Raw genomic sequence first — 18,206 nt, 5'->3', positions numbered from 1 at the left:
TATCGCCACCAACCATTTGTAAACTAGATGATCCCATGATCGAAATTGCCATCACCATATGCGGAGTACTTGCCGTAGTCCTTGTCGGCTTCCTCCTCTTCAGGTCAAAAAGACAACCAAATCAGCTCAACATCGATTTTGACACCAAGAAGAGTGAAGAGGGGAAAAGACGTTTCTAGACCTGAAAAAATCTACGTTATCGAGCTATCTAGCAGCGTATTTGAGGCTTTCATGGGTAGTGACCCAGGGATCATGGTTTACAAATTCCACAAGGACGATATCCGGCATTGATCGCAGCTTCTCTGGTCTGGAAGTTTACCGTGCAATTCTTGCAATTGAAGTAACGACAACCTTGTCTATGGAAGACGTGGGAGCTGGTGTTACCATGGTAGGCTCCACTGCTCTTGACCTGCGTCTGTTGCTTCTTCGTTCCAGCCTTTGATCCACGGCGGTACTCCCATGGTGGTGTTGGGTTGGGATCGCTCCAAAGGCCTAGAGAACCTGCTTGAGCTGCTTCTTGAGTATCTTGCCAAGTTGAACAAAATGATTTTCTACAGTAGCGGGTGTAGACCCAAGCATAGCCAGTTTTAAGGAGCATTTCGTTCACGTTGGCACCTTGAACCGAAACGACACCAACAGTGCGTCCATACCGATCTTGATCAATGGCTTCTACATCCACCTGTTTTCCGAAGACCAAGTTAGCTGTAAACTGCTTGGCTTTGGTTCCAAAGGCCTGTGCCTTCTCAGGACAATCAATGCCGTATAGTCGGATTTTGACCTGGCTTTTGTCCTTGGTCAGGACAGTGATTGTATCTCCGTCGGCTACGCTGACGACCTTGCCAGTAAAAGCATGTGATACCCCTGTAGATGAAATCCAGAGCAGCAGAAAGATAGCCGGTAAATGTCTAATCATGAGAGCACTATTTTCTTTTTTTAGCCAAGCTTGTGTTAGTCGATCAAAATGGGCAAACGCTACTTCAAGAAGAGGAAACTCTAGTATACAGGTTCGCCAGGAAGCGATCAAACGCTATCCAAGATAGAGTACCCTAGGGACGGTCTACCTGCTATTAAGGGAGTCAGTTCAGCCCCATTGGATGCATTGAACCGTTGGACGGATGCAAAAAATTTAAATTATTATAGGATTTTATTTCGCACACCTTCGTCCAACTTGACTGTTGTAGGATTGGACGGTTGGATGCCTATTGTTGAAAAAATGAGGAGGCACACCTGCCTCCTCATGATAATTTTGGCAGCCTGCCAATTTAGTAGCCTTTAAAAGCTTCAACACGAGATACTATTTGTAATTCGGACAACTTCTTCATCAAATTGAGCTAGCATCTCTCCCTTCAGCTTGGGAATCTGATGATTATATTGGTGATTGGCAGTTGACTTACTGGTACCACACCTTTCTTCAATCTCTGCATATGTCAACCCCAATACATCAACATAATATTTTATCCAAGCAAGCTGCTTAATCTTTTCACTCACGGGAGTAGAGCAAAGTGTGGCTTCATCAAGCTCGACATGAAAGCTGTCATCACTAAATATTTTGCGCACAACGCAACTCTGTGCATCATCACCGTGCAGACGGCGAGCAACAGGATAGGAAATACTCAAACGGTTGTTGCCAATATCCTCAATCTCAATGCAAAGATTCGCAATTCTTCCCTTGGAAATACTTCCTTGCAGCTCTCCTTCACGGTTTGTGTGATCCAGCATGATGACCGCAATTCCCTTTTGAGTCAGTCGATGCAACCAGGCACTGACAACCTTAATGTCGCTCACCTTGTTGTCTGTAAGGCAATAGAAATTGTCCAAGATAAGCAACTTGATCCCATCCAGCGATTTCTCAATGGTCTCTTGCCAGTCATTTTCTAGGATGCTGATAGCACCACCAGTCTGAGACTTGGCACACAGTCTCGCAAATGGAACATCTCCATTTGCGTTACCAAAACCGTTCATGACCATTTGGGTGTTGTTCTCAAGGTCATCAGGCAACATTTCACCATCGACATACAAGACGCCAAATGCGTCGCCTGTAGTCCATCGTCCAGCTGAACAATGTCCCTTTGACAACATATAAGCCAAGGTGAGCCCTAGCCATGACTTTCCAGATTTCTCTTTGCCGTAGAGCCAGACTGCCTCACCCTCACGAATAATTGGAGAGATCAGCATCTTTCGGTCGATATCAGAGCCAGGAAGCATCTCACCTGGCCCGGTGATTGCTGCCTCAGTGTCTTCAGGATTTGGCTTCATGTCGAACAGGTAACAGCCATACGCAATGGGTTCTTTTAAGAAGTCATCACTGGAGACAAAATTTCCAGAGTCCAGAAAACGTAAAGTCACATTTCGAACATTCACACGTTTCATCTTCTCGATGATTGCAGGAAGGGCCACACCATCGGTCGCTGGTGCCACATCGATGCAAACATCCCTAAATGCTAACTGAGACAGATCTGCATCGACAAGATTTCTAACTCCACCAGGGCAAGCTGAAAAAATGCATGAAAAACGACCTCTGGACTGTTCATCTGCAAAGCCTTCATTGTGAACAAAATGCACTGGCACACCAGCATTACCACACAAGATATGAGCATTGTAGAGGGTATAGGGTGCTGTAGGAAACAGGTCGAGCCAGCTCAAATTAACGCCTCGAAGCGGCCGCCATAATGTACTGTGTTGCATAACGATTTGGCCGTTATATAACTTCCAAAACCACACTAGACTAATAGGCATTCCTGTAAGGCTTCGATAAATCGAATAATGAAAAGGCTGTCCTAAGTTAACAGCTAATGAAGGGTACGGGAGCAAAGGGGTTGCCAGTGGGCTTTTCTCCTGAACGAACCCTTTGTTTTTGTCGATTTGACCAATGGTGTCAGAGCCAACCTTCAAATGCTCAGCAAACACCATCAAGGCTTTACCGTAGTCAACGTTGTTGAGCACGGCAAAAAGCTCAATAGGATCAGCACCGAATTGACACGTACTCTTGTTATAAAAACCTCCTAAAGGAAGATGCGGCACACCTTCTAAGTGCTTGCCTTCACAGATTTTGACCCGCCAGTTTCCTAGCGTGATCCACTGTTTGTCTTCACTTTTTTGGCCTCCCTGGAATAAGGTCTTAGCCGTCTTTTCTAAAGATTGAATAATCTTGTAGAGGATGTGAGATCTATGGTCGATATCCAACTGCGACGTTGCACAAAAGGCCGTTGAATAGCTCTGAAAAAAGCTTTGGCCAGTGGTTGGCTGTGGCAAGCCGGAGTAGGCACCGATGTAATCTGCTGCAGTATGTGTTTCAGGGACATTATTCATGGTATACCTTCAAGTGGATTGCTATCCGTGAATCGTTGTTGGTAGCGTCAAATTGCCCGCTACCAACACCTAATCGAAACGCTGGCAGTAGTTCCTACGCGGAGTCCGCCACCAATCTTTCAGCCAAGAAATTAATAAAGGCTTCACGCTCATAGGCGACCTTACGACCAAACTTAAGCTTAGAAGGGCCAAGTTTTTTTGAATCCAAATTAGCCATTGTACGTGGCGAGATTAGCCCACCAGTAAGTCTTCCAACTTCGGTACGGGCGATCAATGGTGGCAACTCATCTACCAACTGAGACAGGATATTATTAGGCACAAAAAATACCTCCAAAATTTAGGCGCACCAATACAGTGTGGCGCACTACCAAATGCCAGAGGTCTTCTTTTTAAGAGACAGAAAAACGTCTAATCTGAATTATTTGTTTATACCGCGTACTCTAATCTCCCTAATTCGTCAAGAACGTCTGTTCAAAGAGAATCCACCAAGACCACCAGCCCGAAAGTACTCTTTCAAATCTGGTGTCACTTTGGTGTCAAACAGACAGCGCCACAAAAAAGACAGGGCTTCAGAGGATCTCAAAAAACACCTCTAAAGCCCTGATTTCATTCTGGTACCAGGGGAGGGACTCGAACCCTCACAGTCGCGAAACCGGCGGATTTTGAGTCCGCTGCGTCTACCAATTCCGCCACCCTGGCATGGGAGAGGTTCTTCATAGAGTAGGCGGGCGTCGGATGTCAATGTTCTTGTCATGGGTTCGGGTTGGTGGTAGGTCCCGGATGCGGATATTTCCGTGTGAGGATTGAATATATGTTGCCCATCGGTTCCTTCGTCAATGCACTGGCCATCATCGGCGGCTCGCTCATCGGGTGCTGGCTCCAGGCGCGATTTCCGGAGCGCATCCGGTCCATCGTCTTTCAGGGGCTCGGGCTGTGCGTCCTGCTCATCGGCTTCCAGATGGCGTTCAAGGTGGACAACATCCTCATCGTCATCTTCGCGATCCTGCTCGGCGGCATCACCGGGGAACTGTTGCGGCTGGACACCCTGCTGGAACGGCTCGGCAACCGCTTCAAGAAGATGATCCGGTCCAAAAACCCCCAGTTCACCGACGGGCTGGTTACCACCTCCCTGCTGTTCTGCATCGGGGCCATGGCCATCATCGGCTCCCTGGAGGAAGGCATCCGGGGCGACGCGACCGTCATCTACACCAAGTCCATCCTCGACGGGTTCGCGTCCATCGCCTTTGCCGCCACCTACGGCACGGGCGTCATCTTCTCCTTCATCCCCGTGCTGGTCTACCAGGGCTCCATCACCCTGGGCGCATCCTTTTTCCAGCAGTATTTCTCGGACCTGATGATCGCCCAGATCACCGGCTGCGGCGGCCTGCTCATCGTCGGCATCGGCATCAACCTGCTGGAGCTGGCCGAAATCCGGCTGGCCAACCTGCTGCCCTCGCTGGTCTACGTGGTCGTCCTGACCTTCTTCTTCGGTTAAAAAGGCCCGCATTCAGGTGAAAGGTGCCTGGAATCAGGTCGGGGCAACGCCCCATTCGGGATGTTATACTTGCCAACCCATTCCACTTTCCTTAGCTTCAACCATGCACTATCGAATCGTTTTTTCCGAGGAAGCGGATCATCTCCTATGCATCACGGATGGTTCGGTCAACGACGCGGAAGAGTATATCGCATGGGGCCTGGCTACGCTCAAAAAAGTCCAGGAAACAGGGCATAAAAAGATTCTCTACGACAACAGGACCTTTCGCCTGAACCTCACACCGCTGGACACCGTTTTGTTCGCCAAGCGATACGAAGAACTGAACGTGGTGCAATTGGGGCTGCGGATGGCCGTACTGCCCAACCCGAAAAACCCCGAAATAAGCCGCTTGATCGAAACGACGCTCACCAACCGCTCTGCGTCGTACAAGACCTTCGCCACACAGGCTGAAGCGCTTGCATGGCTGCTGAAGAACTGACCTGAGAGCCTGACGCGGAGAGCCCCGAGCCTGGTCCTCCTTTCTTCGAACCTAAAAGCCCTTGGAGCCGTGTGCTCCAAGGGCTTTTAGGTTCATGACGGGGGGCAGCACCCTCCGCGAAAATCTCAACGACGCTACATCTTTTCCAGGGTCTTCTGGCCGCCGCAACCGCCGCAGCCGGTGCCCTCCAGCGCCTTGTTCTTCTTCACCTCTTCATCGGGTTCCAGGATGCGGATTTCGTCCTCGGACTCGATCTGCCCCTTGGCCTTGGCGTACTCGATGACGTCTTCAAGTATCTGCTGGCAGTCCCTGGCCGGGATGTTGTCGCCCTGCATGGTCCGCTGGAAATCAGGTTTCTCGAACGGCCTGGCCCAGGAGTTGTGCATCAGGTAGCTCCACGCCCCGGCCCGGGCCACGTCGATGGCGGGCTTGACCGCGCGCAGGGAGACCTCCCAACGGCTGTAGGCGTGAAGATCGTCCAGGGTTTCGGCCGGGTAGCAGGCATGGGTCTCGCTCGCCTGGAAAGAGATCATCACCCTGCCCACGGCCACTTCCTTGAACACGCGCCCGAATACGTCGTGCCGGGACGCCTCCACCAGATATTCCCTGAAATCTTTAGCCATTATATACTCCTCGCAAAAATGGTATGTCGCAAAGTAGCGGCATATTCCCCCAATTTCCCGCCGGAATCAAGGGGTTTCCCGGATTTCCCCCGCGCCCGGCGCAACGGTCGCCAAGCGCCCCTCTGACGACCGGCATTTTTCCTTGCCCCCGACCATAAAGATACGCGCCCGCCTTCCGATAAGGAGAACATGATAATCCAGGGCGCGCACATGAATTACGGCTTCATGCAGAAGATGATGGCCGAGCAGAACCGGGAGGACTCCTACGGGAGTCGGTCCGTCGGTTCCGACGCCCATACCGGTCTGCACCTGGGCCAGTACATGACGGTCAACCCGGCCAAGGCCGGCCTGACGCCCGCACGCGAGGCGTTGCTCGAAGCCCCGGGCCAGGCAGGCAAGCTTTCCGAGGATTTCCCGGATACCGTCGGCAAGGCGTTCGCCAACGAGATCATGCGCCGCATGGGCGAGGTGACCGGAGAAGACGGCCAGCCCAAGGACTCCACCGACCTGCGCCAGTCCCTTGGCTCCACCATGGACTGGATTCGCGAGCGCTACGGCGAGGAAACCGCCGCAGCCGCTGCGGGCATGATCATCCAGGCCACGTCCTCGGGCGTCACCGAAGAGACCCTGGGCAACGGCCTGCTCAACACCCTCAAGTTCATTGACCGCAACTTCGGCATCGCCGCCGGTGATGAGGCCATCGCCCAGTTCAACAACACCGTCAACGGGGCGGTCAACGAGTTCTTCGACAACGGCCTGAATGAGCTTTTCTTTGCAGCGGAATCCTCCGACGGCTCCACCGCCGGCCAGGACCTCAACGCCCGCTTCATCTCCCAGGTGGCGGCGGCCACGGACACCGAGGACAATCTCGACCAGCTGACCGACATCCTCGACGAACTCAAGGGCGAACTGGACAAGATCGGCGAACTCAACGACCTGGTCACCCAGCTCGAAGCCGACTTCAGCCCGGCCCGGACTTCCCCCGAAGCCGCCCTGGCCGCCTACGAAGCCGCCCCCGGCACCAACCGGCCCCAGTTGGCCAGTCTCACGGTCTAACCGCCCGACAACCCCCGCCTCTCCCCCAAAAAAACCTCGAGCGCCTTGGGTGCCAAGGGCACCCAACAGCGGGTCGCCCCACGACCACCCCGCCCGGAGCGCTCTTCTTTCCCCGACGCCGTGAGGCTTGGAAGAGTGGGTCAGATGTGCATTTTTCGGGCGCAGCCGCCCCGCAGCCGTACTCCCCGTACGGCGAGGACGCGGATCGCCCGGAAAATGTGCAGATAGCCCGCTATCCCAAGCCGGGTCACCAAAAAAACACCCTGAGCGATTTGGGTGCCAAGGGCACCCAACAGCGGGTCGCCCCACGACCACCCCGCCCGGAGCGCTCTTCTTTCCCCGACGCCGTGAGGCTTGGAAGAGTGGGTCAGATGTGCATTTTTCGGGCGCAGCCGCCCCGCAGCCGTACTCCCCGTACGGCGAGGACGCGGATCGCCCGGAAAATGTGCAGATGGCCCGCTATCCCAAGCCGGGTCACCAAAAAAAAGACCCCGATCAGCAAAGCTGACCGGGGTCTTTTTTTTGGTGCCGCCCCTAACAGGTTGCGCCCTTGCATTGGTGCTTCTTCACGTAGGCTTTGACAAAGGCCTCGGCGTCCTCGTCGGTCGTCACATCGTCCGCGATCTGGGCCTTGAGCAGCTCGTCGCGAATCTGGCCGACCACGGGGCCGGGCTTGAGGCCGGTGATGGTCATGATCCGGTTGCCGTCCAGGAGGGGTTCGATCTCGTCCTCCGGGATATCGGCGCGCTCGGCCATCTTGAGGTTGTGGTTGAACTCGCGCCAGGAGCCGTCGCGGGCCTTGATGTCCGCTTTGACCATCTCCATGATGCGCGGGTACTCGTCCAGGGAGCGCAGCCGCCGGATGCCCTTGTCCGTGAGCATGAAGTGCGGGCGCATGTGGTTCTGGACCAGTTCGCAGATCAGGTCGATGTCCTGCTCCTCGAAGCGAAGCCTTTTCAGCACCTTGCGGGTGACCTTGGCGCCCACGCGGTGGTGCTGGAGGAAATGCCACTGATCGTCGTGGAAATCGGCGGTGTAGAGCTTGCCGACGTCATGGAACAGGCAGGCCACGGTGCCGAACCAGTCATAGGGCAGCTCTTCGGGGTAGGCCTTCATGACGTCCAGGGTGTGCTCGAGCACGGACTCTTCGGTCCCTTCCTCGGGGTTCTTGATCTGGGTGACGCGGGACAGGGCCGCGATCTCCGGGATCAACCCGTGCAGCAGCATGGAATCGAAAAGCAGGCTGAAGAACTTGTGCATGGACTCGGCCTCGACCTTGCGCCACTCGTCCAGGAAGTCGGACATGGGCACGTAGTCGAGCACGCGGCGGGCGTTGCGCACGATGGCCGCCCAGGAGTTGGCCTCGATTTCCTTGTCGAAGTTGGCCGCGAACCGCAAAGCCCGGTAGGCCAGGGAGTAGTCTTTCTTGAGGGCCTGATCCGGCAGCCCCTTGAAGCGGATCTGGCCTTCGGAGAAATCAGCGAAGTCCGCGTACAAATCCTTGGCCTTGGGGATGAACGGGCAGACGGCGGACAGGGGGATGTCGCCGCGCTGCTCGAGCTTCTTGAGCAGGCGCGGGGTCATGACGGACACGGCTTCGTCCGTGTAGGCGGCCTCGTCCGTGGAGGCCGGGTAGAAGAAATACTTCACGCCGCCTTCCACCAGATAGCCGATGGTGCCCTTGTCCTGGGACTCCTCGATATTGGGGAAATACTTCAGGAGCTCGTCCAACCCGGCCTCGGTGCAGATGTCCAGTTCCTGCTCCTTGCCGGTCTCGTCCAGGGTCAGGGCCTGGAGCCGGGCGTTGATCACATACGCATCGTATCCGTTGCGCATGATGGTTTTGCAAAAGCCGACAGCGTCTTTGAAAGGCTGGCTCATGTCTCTCCTTGGTCCGACCGCCCATGACCGTCTGATCCTGGACAGCCGCATTTATTCGCTTATTTCGTCCTCAGGGGACGAATTTGGTTCGTAACCGCCTTGAAACAACCATTTCCAAGACTTTCTCTATACAATCTTTTTACCCGCAATGAAATGGGTTTTTACCCGCCCTTTCAGGACGGTTCCCAGCAGCGGCGTGTTCTTGCCCCTGGAGTACAAGGTCTGCGGGGAGACTGTCCACTCCTCGCCCTCGTCAAAGAGGAAGAAGTCCGCAGGGTCGCCGGGCTCGAACCGGTTGACCGGCAGGTTGAAAATGGAGCACGGGGCCGTTGTCCAGGCGCGGGTGAAGGTCTCCTGCGTCAGCACGCCGTCGCGCACCAGTTGCCAGGTCACGGAAAGGGCCGTGTCCAGGCCGGTGATGCCGCAGGGAGCCACGTCGAACTCCACTTCCTTCTCATGGGCGGCGTGGGGCGCATGGTCCGTGGCCAGGCAGTCGAGGGTGCCGTCGTTCAGCGCCTCGATCACGGCCAGCCGGTCCGCTTCGGGACGCAGGGGCGGGTTGACCTTGGCGTTGGTGTCGTACTCGGTCTCCTCGGCTTCCAGGTAGTCCTCGGTCATGGTCAGGTAATGGGGCGTGGTCTCGGCCGTGATCTTCACGCCCCGCTCCTTGGCGAAGCGGATGAGGTCCACGGATTTCCTGCACGAGATGTGCGCCAGGTGGATGGGAATATCCAGGTACTCGGCCAGCAGGATGTCGCGGGACACCTGCATGGCCTCGGCCACGTCGGGCTGGGCGGGCAGGCCGAGACGGCTGGACACCTCGCCCTCGTTGATGCCGGTGGCCACGCCCAGGTACGGGTCCTCGCAGTGGTCGATGACCACGCGGTCCCAGTCCGAGGCATACTCCACGGCCCGGAGAAATATCTTGGAAGACTTGACCGGCACGCCGTCGTTGGAAAACGCCGCGCACCCGGCCTTGGCCAGTTCGGCCATGGGGGCGAGCTCCTTGCCGGACAACCCCTTGGTCAGGGCGCCGATGGGAAACAGGCGCGGTCCCTTGGGCCAGTGCAGGCGGGCCTTCTCGAGCATCAACTCGGTCACGGAAGCGGTGTCGTTCACCGGCTTGGTGTTGGCCATGCACATGATGTTGGAGAACCCGCCCCAGGCTGCGGCCCGCAGGCCGGACTCCACGTCCTCCTTGTACTCGTACCCGGGCTCGCGCAGATGGACGTGCACGTCGGTCATGGAGGCCATGGCGGTCAGCCCGAAGGCCTCCTCCACCCTGGCGTCGCCCGCGTCGAGGGACTTCACGGACTTCTTCACGGACTCGATCCTGCCCCTGGAAACAAAGATGTCCACCTCTTTGCCGTCGAGCTTGGCGCGCCTGACAATCAAATCTATCTTAGCCATCTTGGTATCTCCGGCTTATTCTTCGCCCTTGCGGGTCATGTACAGGAAGAGCAGGGCCATGCGCACGACCACGCCGCTGGACACCTGGTCCAGGACCAGTGAATCCGCGCAATCGGCCAGGTCCGAGCTGATCTCAACGCCCCGGTTCATGGGGCCGGGGTGCAGGATGCGCACCTCGGGGTTGGCCAGGTCCACATGGCGCTGGGCCAGGCCGAAGGTCCGGGCGTACTCGCGCAGGTCGGGCAGCAGCCCCTCCTTCTGCCGTTCCAGCTGGAGGCGCAGGCACATGACCGCGTCCACGCCCTTCATCGCCTCGTTCAGGTCGGAGTAGACCTTGACCGGCCATTTGCGGATGGCGGGCGGCAGCAGGGTGCGCGGGCCGCAGATGCGGACGCTGGCCCCGAGCTTGTTCAGCAGGATGACGTTGGACCGGGCCACGCGGCTGTGGGCGATGTCTCCCAGGATGAGGACGGTCTTGCCGGCCACGTCGCCCCACTCCTGGTACAGGGTGAAGGAATCGAGCAGGGCCTGTGTCGGGTGGGCGTGCCGCCCGTCGCCCGCGTTGATGACCGAGCAGTCCAGGCGGTCGGCCAGGAACCGGGCCGCGCCCGAGCACCAGTGGCGGATGACGATGGCATCCGGGGCCATGGCCTGGAGCGTCAGGGCCGTGTCCTTGAGGGATTCGCCCTTGGTCAGGCTCGACGAGCTCTTGGCCAGGGAAAAGGTGTCCGCGGACAACCGCTTCCCGGCCACGTCGAAACTGGTCTTGGTCCGGGTGCTGGGTTCCGCGAAAAACAGGATCACGGACCGCCCCTTGAGGGTCGGCACCTTCTTGACCGGCCGTTCCTGCAACTCCTGAAACCGCCCGGCGGTCTCGAAAATCGCCATGACCTCGGATTTGGACAACTGGACAACGTCCAACAGGTCCTTGTGCAGCCATTTCATACTGTCTATGCCTCCGGCATCCTTAGAATAAATCCGATATCCGTTCAGAAACCCTGGCAAACGCCGCGACCTTTCCGGGTTCCAGGGTACCAAGTATATGGCCCGCGCCCATGATTTTTGCGGGCGTGCGGGTCATCATGGCGAGCAGGTCGTCGAGGGCCAGCTCGCCGTTGAAATGTTCCTTGAGGTAGGCGGCCTCGTTCCACAGGTCGAGGTCGTGGTTGGACGCCAGGGAGTCGGTGCCGAGGCAGACCGGGGCGCCGGACGCGACCCATTTTTCCCAGGGGGCCCGGCCCACGCCGATGAACTCGTTGGAGCGCGGACAGAGGCAGACGGTCGCCCCTGATGCGCGCACGGTCTCAATGTCCTCATCCGTGACCTTGACGCAGTGCACGGCCAGGGTGGTCTCGTCGAGCAGCCCGAGGGCGGCGGCCTGCTGCACCGGGCGCTTGCCGGGCGGCTGGAAGTCGAGCAGCCTGCCCCGCGCCTGGAGCAGATCGAGAAATCTGCTCGGCGCATCGGCCATGATGGCGACCTCGTCGTCGTGCTCGGCCAGGTGCAGGGAAAACGGCAGTCCCTTGTCGCGGGTCTCGGCCTTGGCCGCGCGGAGCACGTCCACATGCGTGGTGTAGAGCGAGTGCCCGGCCACGGAGATGACGCCCGCCTCGAAGTCGCCGGACGGGATAAAGGTCTTTTTCGGAATCGTCTCGCCGATGGCCTCGCAGAAAACCACGAAAAAAAGACCGGAAGCTTCGAGCGTTCCGGCCATTTCCTTGGCAAATCGGGTGGCGATGTCCCCGACCATGCAGGTCCCGGTTCGTTTCAACTCCCGGGCCGCGTCCTCGAGCGCCTGGGGATCGAGGTCAAAGATGGGCTGCTTGAGCAGGTCCTCGACCCAGGCGACGAACCCCTGGCCTGACGGGCACTTGCCTCGCAGATGGGCCAATTCGAGATGGGAATGGGCGTTGATCAGGCCGGGAGTGATGAAAGCGTCGCCGAGGTCGATGATTTTTCCGGAATGGGCCGGGGCCAGGTCGCCGTATGTTCCGACTTCCCTGATGATTCCCTGGTCAACCAGGATGGCCGCATCCTCGATAACGGGCGCGCCGGGGATCATGGTCGCGGCTTTGGCCGCACGAATAAGCTCAATCATTCGATCGTGTTGGCTCCCATTCCAGGGGTTATGTAGTCCGGTGAAGTGCCCGCGCACGGGCTGAAAATAATTCGTAGTACGTTTTGGCGTCGCGGTAAAGGGAATTCCGGTCACTCCAGAACGAACTCGTCCCCGTCAACGTACCTGACCATGCCCTTGCCGAAACCGAGAATGGCATACTCTTCCGCCAACTCGTCGGCATGTCCCAGGAGTTCGCCCTGATAGCGGCGGGGCACATCAAGGGATGAGGGTCCCTTTCCCAGCAGCTGTATCTTTTCCCAGATGACTTGCGCCAGGGCCAGGCCCCGTACGGACTGCCCCAGCGCAGGATGCCACGGCCCGTCCAGGATGTGTTCGGCCAGGGTGCCCTCGGGCGGCAGGCCGAGCCGGATGACCCGGACGTTCTTTGCCCACAGGGCGAGGAGCGCACCGGCCAGCTCCGCCCGGGTGCGGCTCAAAGTCCACGGCGCGTACTCGCCTTGCTCCCATAGCGCGGCCAGGGGGGTGTCCCGGATGACCAGGCAGGGATACAACCGGACGGTTTCCGGGGCGAGACCGGCAGTCCGGCGCACGTCGTCGGCGAAGACGCCGTCCCGGTCGCCGGGCAGGCCGGGCAACAGCTGAATGCCGAGCGCCAGCCCCGCCTCCTTCACCATTGCGCAGGCCGCGCGGGCGGTCTCTCCAGTATAACCGCGCCCGGACGTACGCAACGCCGCGTCATCAAAGGACTGAACTCCCAGCTCAACCATGTCGAGCCCCTGAGCGCGAAGCCCTGCGAGCCCATCGGGGTCCACGCAGTCGGGCCGGGTGGAGCAGCGGACACGGGTGATCAGGCCGCGCTCCCGGAACCGGGCCGCCATCGACAGGAACGTTTCGGGCCACGGTTCCGGCAGGGCCGTGAACGTGCCGCCGTAAAAGGCGATCTCATAGGGCCCTCGGCCAGCGGCCAGCGCCTGTTCCAGGTCGGTTTCCAGGTCGCGCAGGATATTGCCCAAATCCACATGGTCCCGCCCGGTCTGTTTGTCCTGAGCGCAGTAGAGACAACGGTACGGGCACCCGGCAAAGGGCAGAAACACCGGCCAGATACGAGTTGTCGCAGGCGGCGGTTCGGGGTGCGTAAAGACGATGGGATGCGGCAAGGGGGGTCTCCTGCATGGTTTGTCGACAAAGCCCTGTTCGGCTGCGGCGGAACATACCACCCTCGCGCATCATGGTCCACAGGGACGCGGGTCGTTTGCCTGACGCCCTGGGGAATGATACTTGCTTCAATGATTTTCGTGTCAGTATCCCAACGCCGCCAAGGAGGCTCCACGGCATGAAGCGCACCTACACGGACCCGGAATTCTTTCTCGTCGGAATGCAGCGGTCGGGCACTACCCTGTTGCAGACCATCATCGATGCGTCCGGCCGGATGGAGCTCACCGACGAATGCTGGTGGCTGCCCTCCATGAACGAAGGCAAGAAACTGTACACAGCCTACTTCACCCGGGGGAATGACGCGGGGTGGGACGATGCCGTCCGCGTCATGCACAGGGAACTGTTGAAGAAAGAAGGCCGCTTCGGACTCCAGACCATCGGCTGCCAGAACGCCGCCCACGCCGCCTACCTGCACTCCCTCTATCCCGAGGCCAAGTTCGTGCACATCATCCGCGACCCCAGGGATACCCTGATTTCCACGCTGCGCACGGGCATCTTCAGTTCACCCATGGCGTTCAGGACCGCCTACGCGGCCCTCACCCGCTTTTATGAAGACTCAAACGCGCCCCACCACATCCTGCGCTACGAGGACCTGACCACCCGACCGGTGGAAACCCTGCAATCTCTCTGCGAGTTCCTGGACGTCGATTATACTGACGACATGCTCACGCCCCTGGCCCGGCGTATTTCCCACAACGTCTCCCCGGCCCTTGACCTGGCCGACCTGAACGCCCGGGACATCAAGCCGGACAGATCGGTCACGGAGCGGTGGAGGCGGCAACTGCCGACCCTGGACCTGCTCGACCTCAACGAGCTGTTTCCGATCATCGACGAACTGGGGTATCCCGTATACAAGGACCGCAAGGTCCGGCTGCGGATCAACGGCAACGGCAGGGGAGCGCAGCTTCTCGGTGCGAGACTCCACCTCTCGGATGAAACGGTGATACACGAAGGCGATGTGCTGATCGACCTGGCATCCGTCGGCGCGCTGGGCATCCGTTTCCCGGAGGCGGACGGCCCGCGCTCGATCCGGCTGGAAGGATACGGGGAGTTCGAGCAGGCCCCGAACGACGAACACCTCTACCTCTACCGGTTCGACCGGATGGAGAAAGATGTCCGGTTCGACTATCCCTCGTGGAACGGACTGCTGGAGGCCCGGCCCGATCTGGCCGACATGCGTCTCGCACTCTATTCCGCCGGAGGCGCGACCAAGGCGTTCCTCAAGGAATTCCATGCCCGCGGGCTGGGCGAGCGGTTCGCCTTTGCCGCCATCCTGGACAAGGGGGCCGCAGGCACCCTGGACGGCATCCCGATCATCAAGACGGAAGACGCCGACCTGAGCGAATACGACCTCATTCTGATCACGTCCTTTTCCTACTATTCGGAGATAAGCAAGGATCTGGAAGCGCGGGGACTTCGGAGATTCGCGGACTTCACGGCCGTGATGTTCCCCAACCAGGAACTCGTCCGCTGGTGGTGACGGGAGCTAACGCCGCCCCTTGAGCATGGCCTGCTCCCAGAAATAGGGCAACAGGGCCGTCCACGCCGCCTCGCCCTGGGCGTAGGTGGCGTCCGGATCGGCGATGACGCCCTCCAGCCGGGTCCGGGCAAGCTCCCGGTCCACCAGAGCGCTCTGACCGAATGCCTGAGAGTGGACCTCGTCGAGAAAGAATTCCTTGAGCGGCCCCTTCATCCAGTCCACCACCGGAGAATTGAAACCGATCTTGGTCCGCCGCCAGGTGATGTCCGGCGGCACGATGCCGTCGACGCCCCGGCGCACCACGGCCTTGGTGTACCCGTCCCGCACCTTGTCGTCCCAGGCCAGGGAAAAAGCCAGCGTGACGATGCGGTGGTCCATGAACGGCATCCGAATCTCCACGCCGTTGGCCATGGAGTACCGGTCATAATTGCGCAGCAGGGTCGGCAGGATCGACTCGTGCGTGGCCACGTAGAGGATACGCGTCAGGTGATCCAGTTCCTTCCAGCGCGGATGCCCGCTGTCCCGGCAGGAGACGCCCCCCGCCCCCTTGAGCGCCCGGGAGAGCCTCTGGAGATGAAAGTCGAGCACGAACTTCCAGCGCGGCGTCGCGGGGAACTGGGTGGACTGGGGCCGCCCGTAGTAGAAGGCGTCCAACACCCCCCTGGCCGCCCGGATGTTGCAACCGGCATCGGCCAGGGCCTCCTTGGCGGTGAACAGGTATCCCGCAAAGCACTCGTCCGTGCCGTGCCCGTCCAGGGTGACCGTGACGCCTCCCTCCCGGATGGCCCCGTAGGTGAGCATGAACGGCAGCGGCATGGTCAGATGCATTTCCTCGAAGAGATAGAGCTGGCTGTAAAGTTCGTTCACGGACGCCAGCGGGTCCACTGTCAGCGTTGTCAGCGGAATGCCGAGATGGTCGGCCACCCGCCGGGCATATGGGGTCTCGTCCTGGGGCGTGCCGGGGAACCCCGCATTGAAGGCATGCTGGAAATCGCTGCTGATGCGGCTGCCGGACGCATGCCGCGCCACATGCGCCACCGAGCAGATCACGGAACTGGAATCAAGACCGCCGCTCAGGGCGCAGCCGATGGGCACGTCGCTGCGCATGCGGATACGGCAGGCGTCCAGGAAAATTTCGCGGAACAGTTCGGCCCGCTCCTCGAAGGAGTCCGGTACGTCCATCACGTGGTCCAGGGTGTTCCACCACCGGGTCAGCCTGAGCTCCCCGTCCCGGAGGACGCCGAAATGCCCGGCCGGAAAGCGGGAAATGCCCTTGATCAGGCATTCGTCAGTGGACTCGTAATGCATGATTCGCCGGCTGGACCGGGTCAGCTCGTCATGGGGCTCGATTGTGTCCATGAGCGGCATGATCGCCTTCATCTCCGAAGCGAACACGAAGCCGCAGCCGGTGCGGGCGTAGAAGAGCGGTTTCTTGCCGAACCGGTCGCGGGCCAGGAACAGGGTGCGTTCCGCATCGTCCCAGATGGCCAACGCCCACATGCCGTTGAACCGGTCCATGCAGTCGGGCCCCCATACGGCGTAGGCGGCCAGCAGGACCTCGGTATCGCTGTCGCTGACAAAGGTCTCGCCTCGCGCTTCGAGCTCGGCCCTGACCTCCACGAAATTATAGAGTTCCCCGTTGTAGACGATGCGGTATCGCCCATCGGCGTAGGCCATGGGCTGGCCGCCCCGGTCGGACAGGTCCAGGATCGACAGCCGCCGGTGGCCCAGGGTCACCCCGTCGCCGGTCCACAGACCGGCCCCGTCCGGTCCGCGATGGGCCATGAGATCGCGGCAGGCCGCTGCCCGGCCCGGATCGATATGCCCTATGACGCCAAAAATTCCACACATGGAAAGAGCTCCTGCAAAATCCGGGCGCATTCCCGGTTATCGCCATTCCAAGCCGTTGAAAACAAGCACGTAATTGACATGCCCAGGGACAGCGCGTACTCCAATCGCAGTTGTACCCGGAAAAGATCATTCACTCCATAAATAGTTTTTCGGAAACAACCGATAGTAACATTATGGCCGGGGCTCTTCGGGATTGAATTTATAACCGGTTGAAACGCCATGAGTTACACCTACGTCAAAGTCACCACCCTGTCGCCGCTCTACCTCGACGACTTCTACGCGCGCCATCCCGGCCTTGACGCACAGGATTACGACACTCAATTCGCGGCCCTGATGCAGGACACCCACGTCTGGGCGAACCACATTTCCCGCCACCTGAACGAGCTCGGCGCGGACGCGCACGAGATCGTGTACAGCGCCGAGCCGCTCCAACGGGCCTGGGCACGGGAAAACGGTGTTGACGCCGAGGGCCCGGAACTGCTGATCGCGCAACTGAAAAAGCTCTCGCCGGACGTGGTCTTCCTGCACATCAGCTACCCCATGTACGCCCGGTTCCTGCCCTTGGTGCGGGACAACGTGCCGGGCGTCAGGGTTATCCACGGGAACATCGGCGTCGGTTTCGAGCGGGAGCACTTTCCCTCTTTCGCCGGGCTGGACTTCGTCATCACCAACGAGTCCGGGCTCTACTCCCGCCTCAAGGAAGCCGGGGCCAACCCCTATCACATCTACCACGCCTTCGAGCACACCCTGCTCCCCCGTATCCGTGAGATGGGGCCGCTGGAAGAGACCGATTTCCTTTTCGTCGGCGGCATCGTCCTGTCCAACGGCTACCACCTCGAGCGGGGCCGATTCCTGACCGAATTGGTGGACCGGGGCATCGATCTCCAGGTCCGCTCCAACCCCGTGGAGGTCAAGGCGAGCATCCCTCCGCAACTGGCCGCGCGCATCAAGCCGCCCGTCTGGGGCATCTCGATGTACCGGGCCCTGTCCGGCGCAAAGACCGCTTTCAACATCCATATCGACGCCCTGCCCAGCGCGTCGAACATGCGGCTCTTCGAGGCCACGGGCGCGGGCACCTGCCTGGTAACGGACCGGGTGCCCGAACTGGACCGGTTGTTCGAGGACGGCACCGAAATCGTGACCTACGCCTCACCCGACGAATGCGCCGACAAAGTGCGCTGGCTCCTCGCCCACCCCGCCGAACGCAAGGCCATTGCCGAGGCCGGGCAAAAGCGTACCATGAAGGACCATCGCCTGAAGGACAGGATAGCCCTCCTGCACGATATCATCCTCAAGGAACTGAAAGCGCGTTGAGCCAGGAAAGACCG

General features: G+C 59.2%; 15 protein-coding genes and 1 tRNA gene. 5 read left to right on the top strand and 11 right to left on the bottom strand.

Annotated elements, in window-relative coordinates:
- Nucleotides 1-250: 250 nt before the first annotated feature.
- From OO730_RS11605 to OO730_RS11590, 4 genes are all read right to left on the bottom strand, one after another.
- Nucleotides 251-1,024: a thermonuclease family protein gene (locus OO730_RS11605; protein WP_264981626.1), complete on the bottom strand. Its 774-nt coding sequence runs from the start codon at nucleotides 1,022-1,024 to the stop codon at nucleotides 251-253.
- Between the two features lie 257 nt (nucleotides 1,025-1,281).
- Nucleotides 1,282-3,309 carry an AAA family ATPase gene (locus OO730_RS11600; protein ID WP_264981625.1) on the bottom strand — a complete coding sequence of 676 codons (2,028 nt, stop codon included), beginning with the start codon at nucleotides 3,307-3,309 and terminating at the stop codon, nucleotides 1,282-1,284.
- 94 nt (nucleotides 3,310-3,403) lie between these two features.
- Nucleotides 3,404-3,628 (bottom strand): hypothetical protein, encoded by a 225-nt coding sequence (locus OO730_RS11595; protein ID WP_264981624.1) that lies wholly within the window; start codon nucleotides 3,626-3,628, stop codon nucleotides 3,404-3,406.
- Nucleotides 3,629-3,921: 293 nt separating this feature from the next.
- A tRNA-Leu gene (locus OO730_RS11590) sits at nucleotides 3,922-4,008 on the bottom strand.
- 112 nt (nucleotides 4,009-4,120) lie between these two features.
- Here OO730_RS11590 and OO730_RS11585 point away from each other — a divergent pair.
- Nucleotides 4,121-4,804 carry a DUF554 domain-containing protein gene (locus OO730_RS11585; RefSeq protein ID WP_264981623.1) on the top strand — a complete coding sequence of 228 codons (684 nt, stop codon included), beginning with the start codon at nucleotides 4,121-4,123 and terminating at the stop codon, nucleotides 4,802-4,804.
- Nucleotides 4,805-4,907: 103 nt separating this feature from the next.
- Nucleotides 4,908-5,282 carry a hypothetical protein gene (locus OO730_RS11580; RefSeq protein WP_264981622.1) on the top strand — a complete coding sequence of 125 codons (375 nt, stop codon included), beginning with the start codon at nucleotides 4,908-4,910 and terminating at the stop codon, nucleotides 5,280-5,282.
- A gap of 134 nt (nucleotides 5,283-5,416) precedes the next feature.
- On the opposite strand, the gene OO730_RS11575 is transcribed toward OO730_RS11580, so the two are convergent.
- Nucleotides 5,417-5,905 (bottom strand): hypothetical protein, encoded by a 489-nt coding sequence (locus OO730_RS11575; RefSeq protein WP_264981621.1) that lies wholly within the window; start codon nucleotides 5,903-5,905, stop codon nucleotides 5,417-5,419.
- A 189-nt stretch (nucleotides 5,906-6,094) separates the two neighbouring features.
- On the opposite strand from OO730_RS11575, the gene OO730_RS11570 reads away from it, so the two are divergent.
- Nucleotides 6,095-6,961 carry a hypothetical protein gene (locus tag OO730_RS11570; RefSeq protein ID WP_264981620.1) on the top strand — a complete coding sequence of 289 codons (867 nt, stop codon included), beginning with the start codon at nucleotides 6,095-6,097 and terminating at the stop codon, nucleotides 6,959-6,961.
- 534 nt (nucleotides 6,962-7,495) lie between these two features.
- Here OO730_RS11570 and OO730_RS11565 read toward each other — a convergent pair.
- The 5 genes from OO730_RS11565 to OO730_RS11545 form a co-directional block, all read right to left on the bottom strand.
- Complete coding sequence (locus OO730_RS11565; protein ID WP_264981619.1) at nucleotides 7,496-8,842, bottom strand: HD domain-containing protein; 1,347 nt, start codon at nucleotides 8,840-8,842, stop codon at nucleotides 7,496-7,498.
- Between the two features lie 126 nt (nucleotides 8,843-8,968).
- Nucleotides 8,969-10,252: a dihydroorotase gene (locus tag OO730_RS11560; protein ID WP_264981618.1), complete on the bottom strand. Its 1,284-nt coding sequence runs from the start codon at nucleotides 10,250-10,252 to the stop codon at nucleotides 8,969-8,971.
- A gap of 15 nt (nucleotides 10,253-10,267) precedes the next feature.
- Nucleotides 10,268-11,197 carry an aspartate carbamoyltransferase catalytic subunit gene (locus tag OO730_RS11555; RefSeq protein WP_264981617.1) on the bottom strand — a complete coding sequence of 310 codons (930 nt, stop codon included), beginning with the start codon at nucleotides 11,195-11,197 and terminating at the stop codon, nucleotides 10,268-10,270.
- Nucleotides 11,198-11,219: 22 nt separating this feature from the next.
- Entirely contained in the window at nucleotides 11,220-12,350 is a 1,131-nt protein-coding gene (locus OO730_RS11550) for an amidohydrolase family protein (protein WP_264981616.1), read from the bottom strand.
- Between the two features lie 110 nt (nucleotides 12,351-12,460).
- Nucleotides 12,461-13,489, bottom strand: a complete 1,029-nt coding sequence (locus OO730_RS11545; RefSeq protein WP_264981615.1) for an elongator complex protein 3 — start codon at nucleotides 13,487-13,489, stop codon at nucleotides 12,461-12,463.
- Between the two features lie 176 nt (nucleotides 13,490-13,665).
- On the opposite strand from OO730_RS11545, the gene OO730_RS11540 reads away from it, so the two are divergent.
- The gene (locus OO730_RS11540; RefSeq protein ID WP_264981614.1) at nucleotides 13,666-15,027 is read left to right on the top strand and encodes a sulfotransferase family protein; all 1,362 of its coding nucleotides are present in this window, start codon (nucleotides 13,666-13,668) and stop codon (nucleotides 15,025-15,027) included.
- A 6-nt stretch (nucleotides 15,028-15,033) separates the two neighbouring features.
- Here OO730_RS11540 and asnB read toward each other — a convergent pair whose 3' ends face one another.
- On the bottom strand, nucleotides 15,034-16,878 hold the full coding sequence (gene asnB, locus OO730_RS11535; protein WP_264981613.1) for an asparagine synthase (glutamine-hydrolyzing): 1,845 nt from the start codon (nucleotides 16,876-16,878) through the stop codon (nucleotides 15,034-15,036).
- Nucleotides 16,879-17,097: 219 nt separating this feature from the next.
- On the opposite strand from asnB, the gene OO730_RS11530 reads away from it, so the two are divergent.
- Nucleotides 17,098-18,192, top strand: coding sequence for a CgeB family protein (locus OO730_RS11530; RefSeq protein ID WP_264981612.1), 1,095 nt, complete (start codon nucleotides 17,098-17,100; stop codon nucleotides 18,190-18,192).
- The last annotated feature ends 14 nt before the right edge of the window (nucleotides 18,193-18,206 follow it).

It is taken from the genome of Pseudodesulfovibrio portus, assembly GCF_026000375.1.
Taxonomy (GTDB): Bacteria; Desulfobacterota; Desulfovibrionia; order Desulfovibrionales; family Desulfovibrionaceae; genus Pseudodesulfovibrio; species Pseudodesulfovibrio portus.
This window is presented reverse-complemented; position numbering and strand designations above follow the sequence as displayed.

Excerpts from the sequence above, each read along its gene's own strand:
- OO730_RS11600 (WP_264981625.1), bottom strand. The coding sequence starts at position 3,309 with ATGAATAATGTCCCTGAAACACATACTGCAGCAGATTACATCGGTGCC.
- OO730_RS11585 (WP_264981623.1), top strand. The coding sequence starts at position 4,121 with ATGTTGCCCATCGGTTCCTTCGTCAATGCACTGGCCATCATCGGCGGC.
- OO730_RS11580 (WP_264981622.1), top strand. The coding sequence starts at position 4,908 with ATGCACTATCGAATCGTTTTTTCCGAGGAAGCGGATCATCTCCTATGC.
- OO730_RS11575 (WP_264981621.1), bottom strand. The coding sequence starts at position 5,905 with ATGGCTAAAGATTTCAGGGAATATCTGGTGGAGGCGTCCCGGCACGAC.
- OO730_RS11570 (WP_264981620.1), top strand. The coding sequence starts at position 6,095 with ATGATAATCCAGGGCGCGCACATGAATTACGGCTTCATGCAGAAGATG.
- OO730_RS11565 (WP_264981619.1), bottom strand. The coding sequence starts at position 8,842 with ATGAGCCAGCCTTTCAAAGACGCTGTCGGCTTTTGCAAAACCATCATG.
- OO730_RS11560 (WP_264981618.1), bottom strand. The coding sequence starts at position 10,252 with ATGGCTAAGATAGATTTGATTGTCAGGCGCGCCAAGCTCGACGGCAAA.
- OO730_RS11555 (WP_264981617.1), bottom strand. The coding sequence starts at position 11,197 with ATGAAATGGCTGCACAAGGACCTGTTGGACGTTGTCCAGTTGTCCAAA.
- OO730_RS11550 (WP_264981616.1), bottom strand. The coding sequence starts at position 12,350 with ATGATTGAGCTTATTCGTGCGGCCAAAGCCGCGACCATGATCCCCGGC.
- OO730_RS11540 (WP_264981614.1), top strand. The coding sequence starts at position 13,666 with ATGAAGCGCACCTACACGGACCCGGAATTCTTTCTCGTCGGAATGCAG.
- asnB (WP_264981613.1), bottom strand. The coding sequence starts at position 16,878 with ATGTGTGGAATTTTTGGCGTCATAGGGCATATCGATCCGGGCCGGGCA.
- OO730_RS11530 (WP_264981612.1), top strand. The coding sequence starts at position 17,098 with ATGAGTTACACCTACGTCAAAGTCACCACCCTGTCGCCGCTCTACCTC.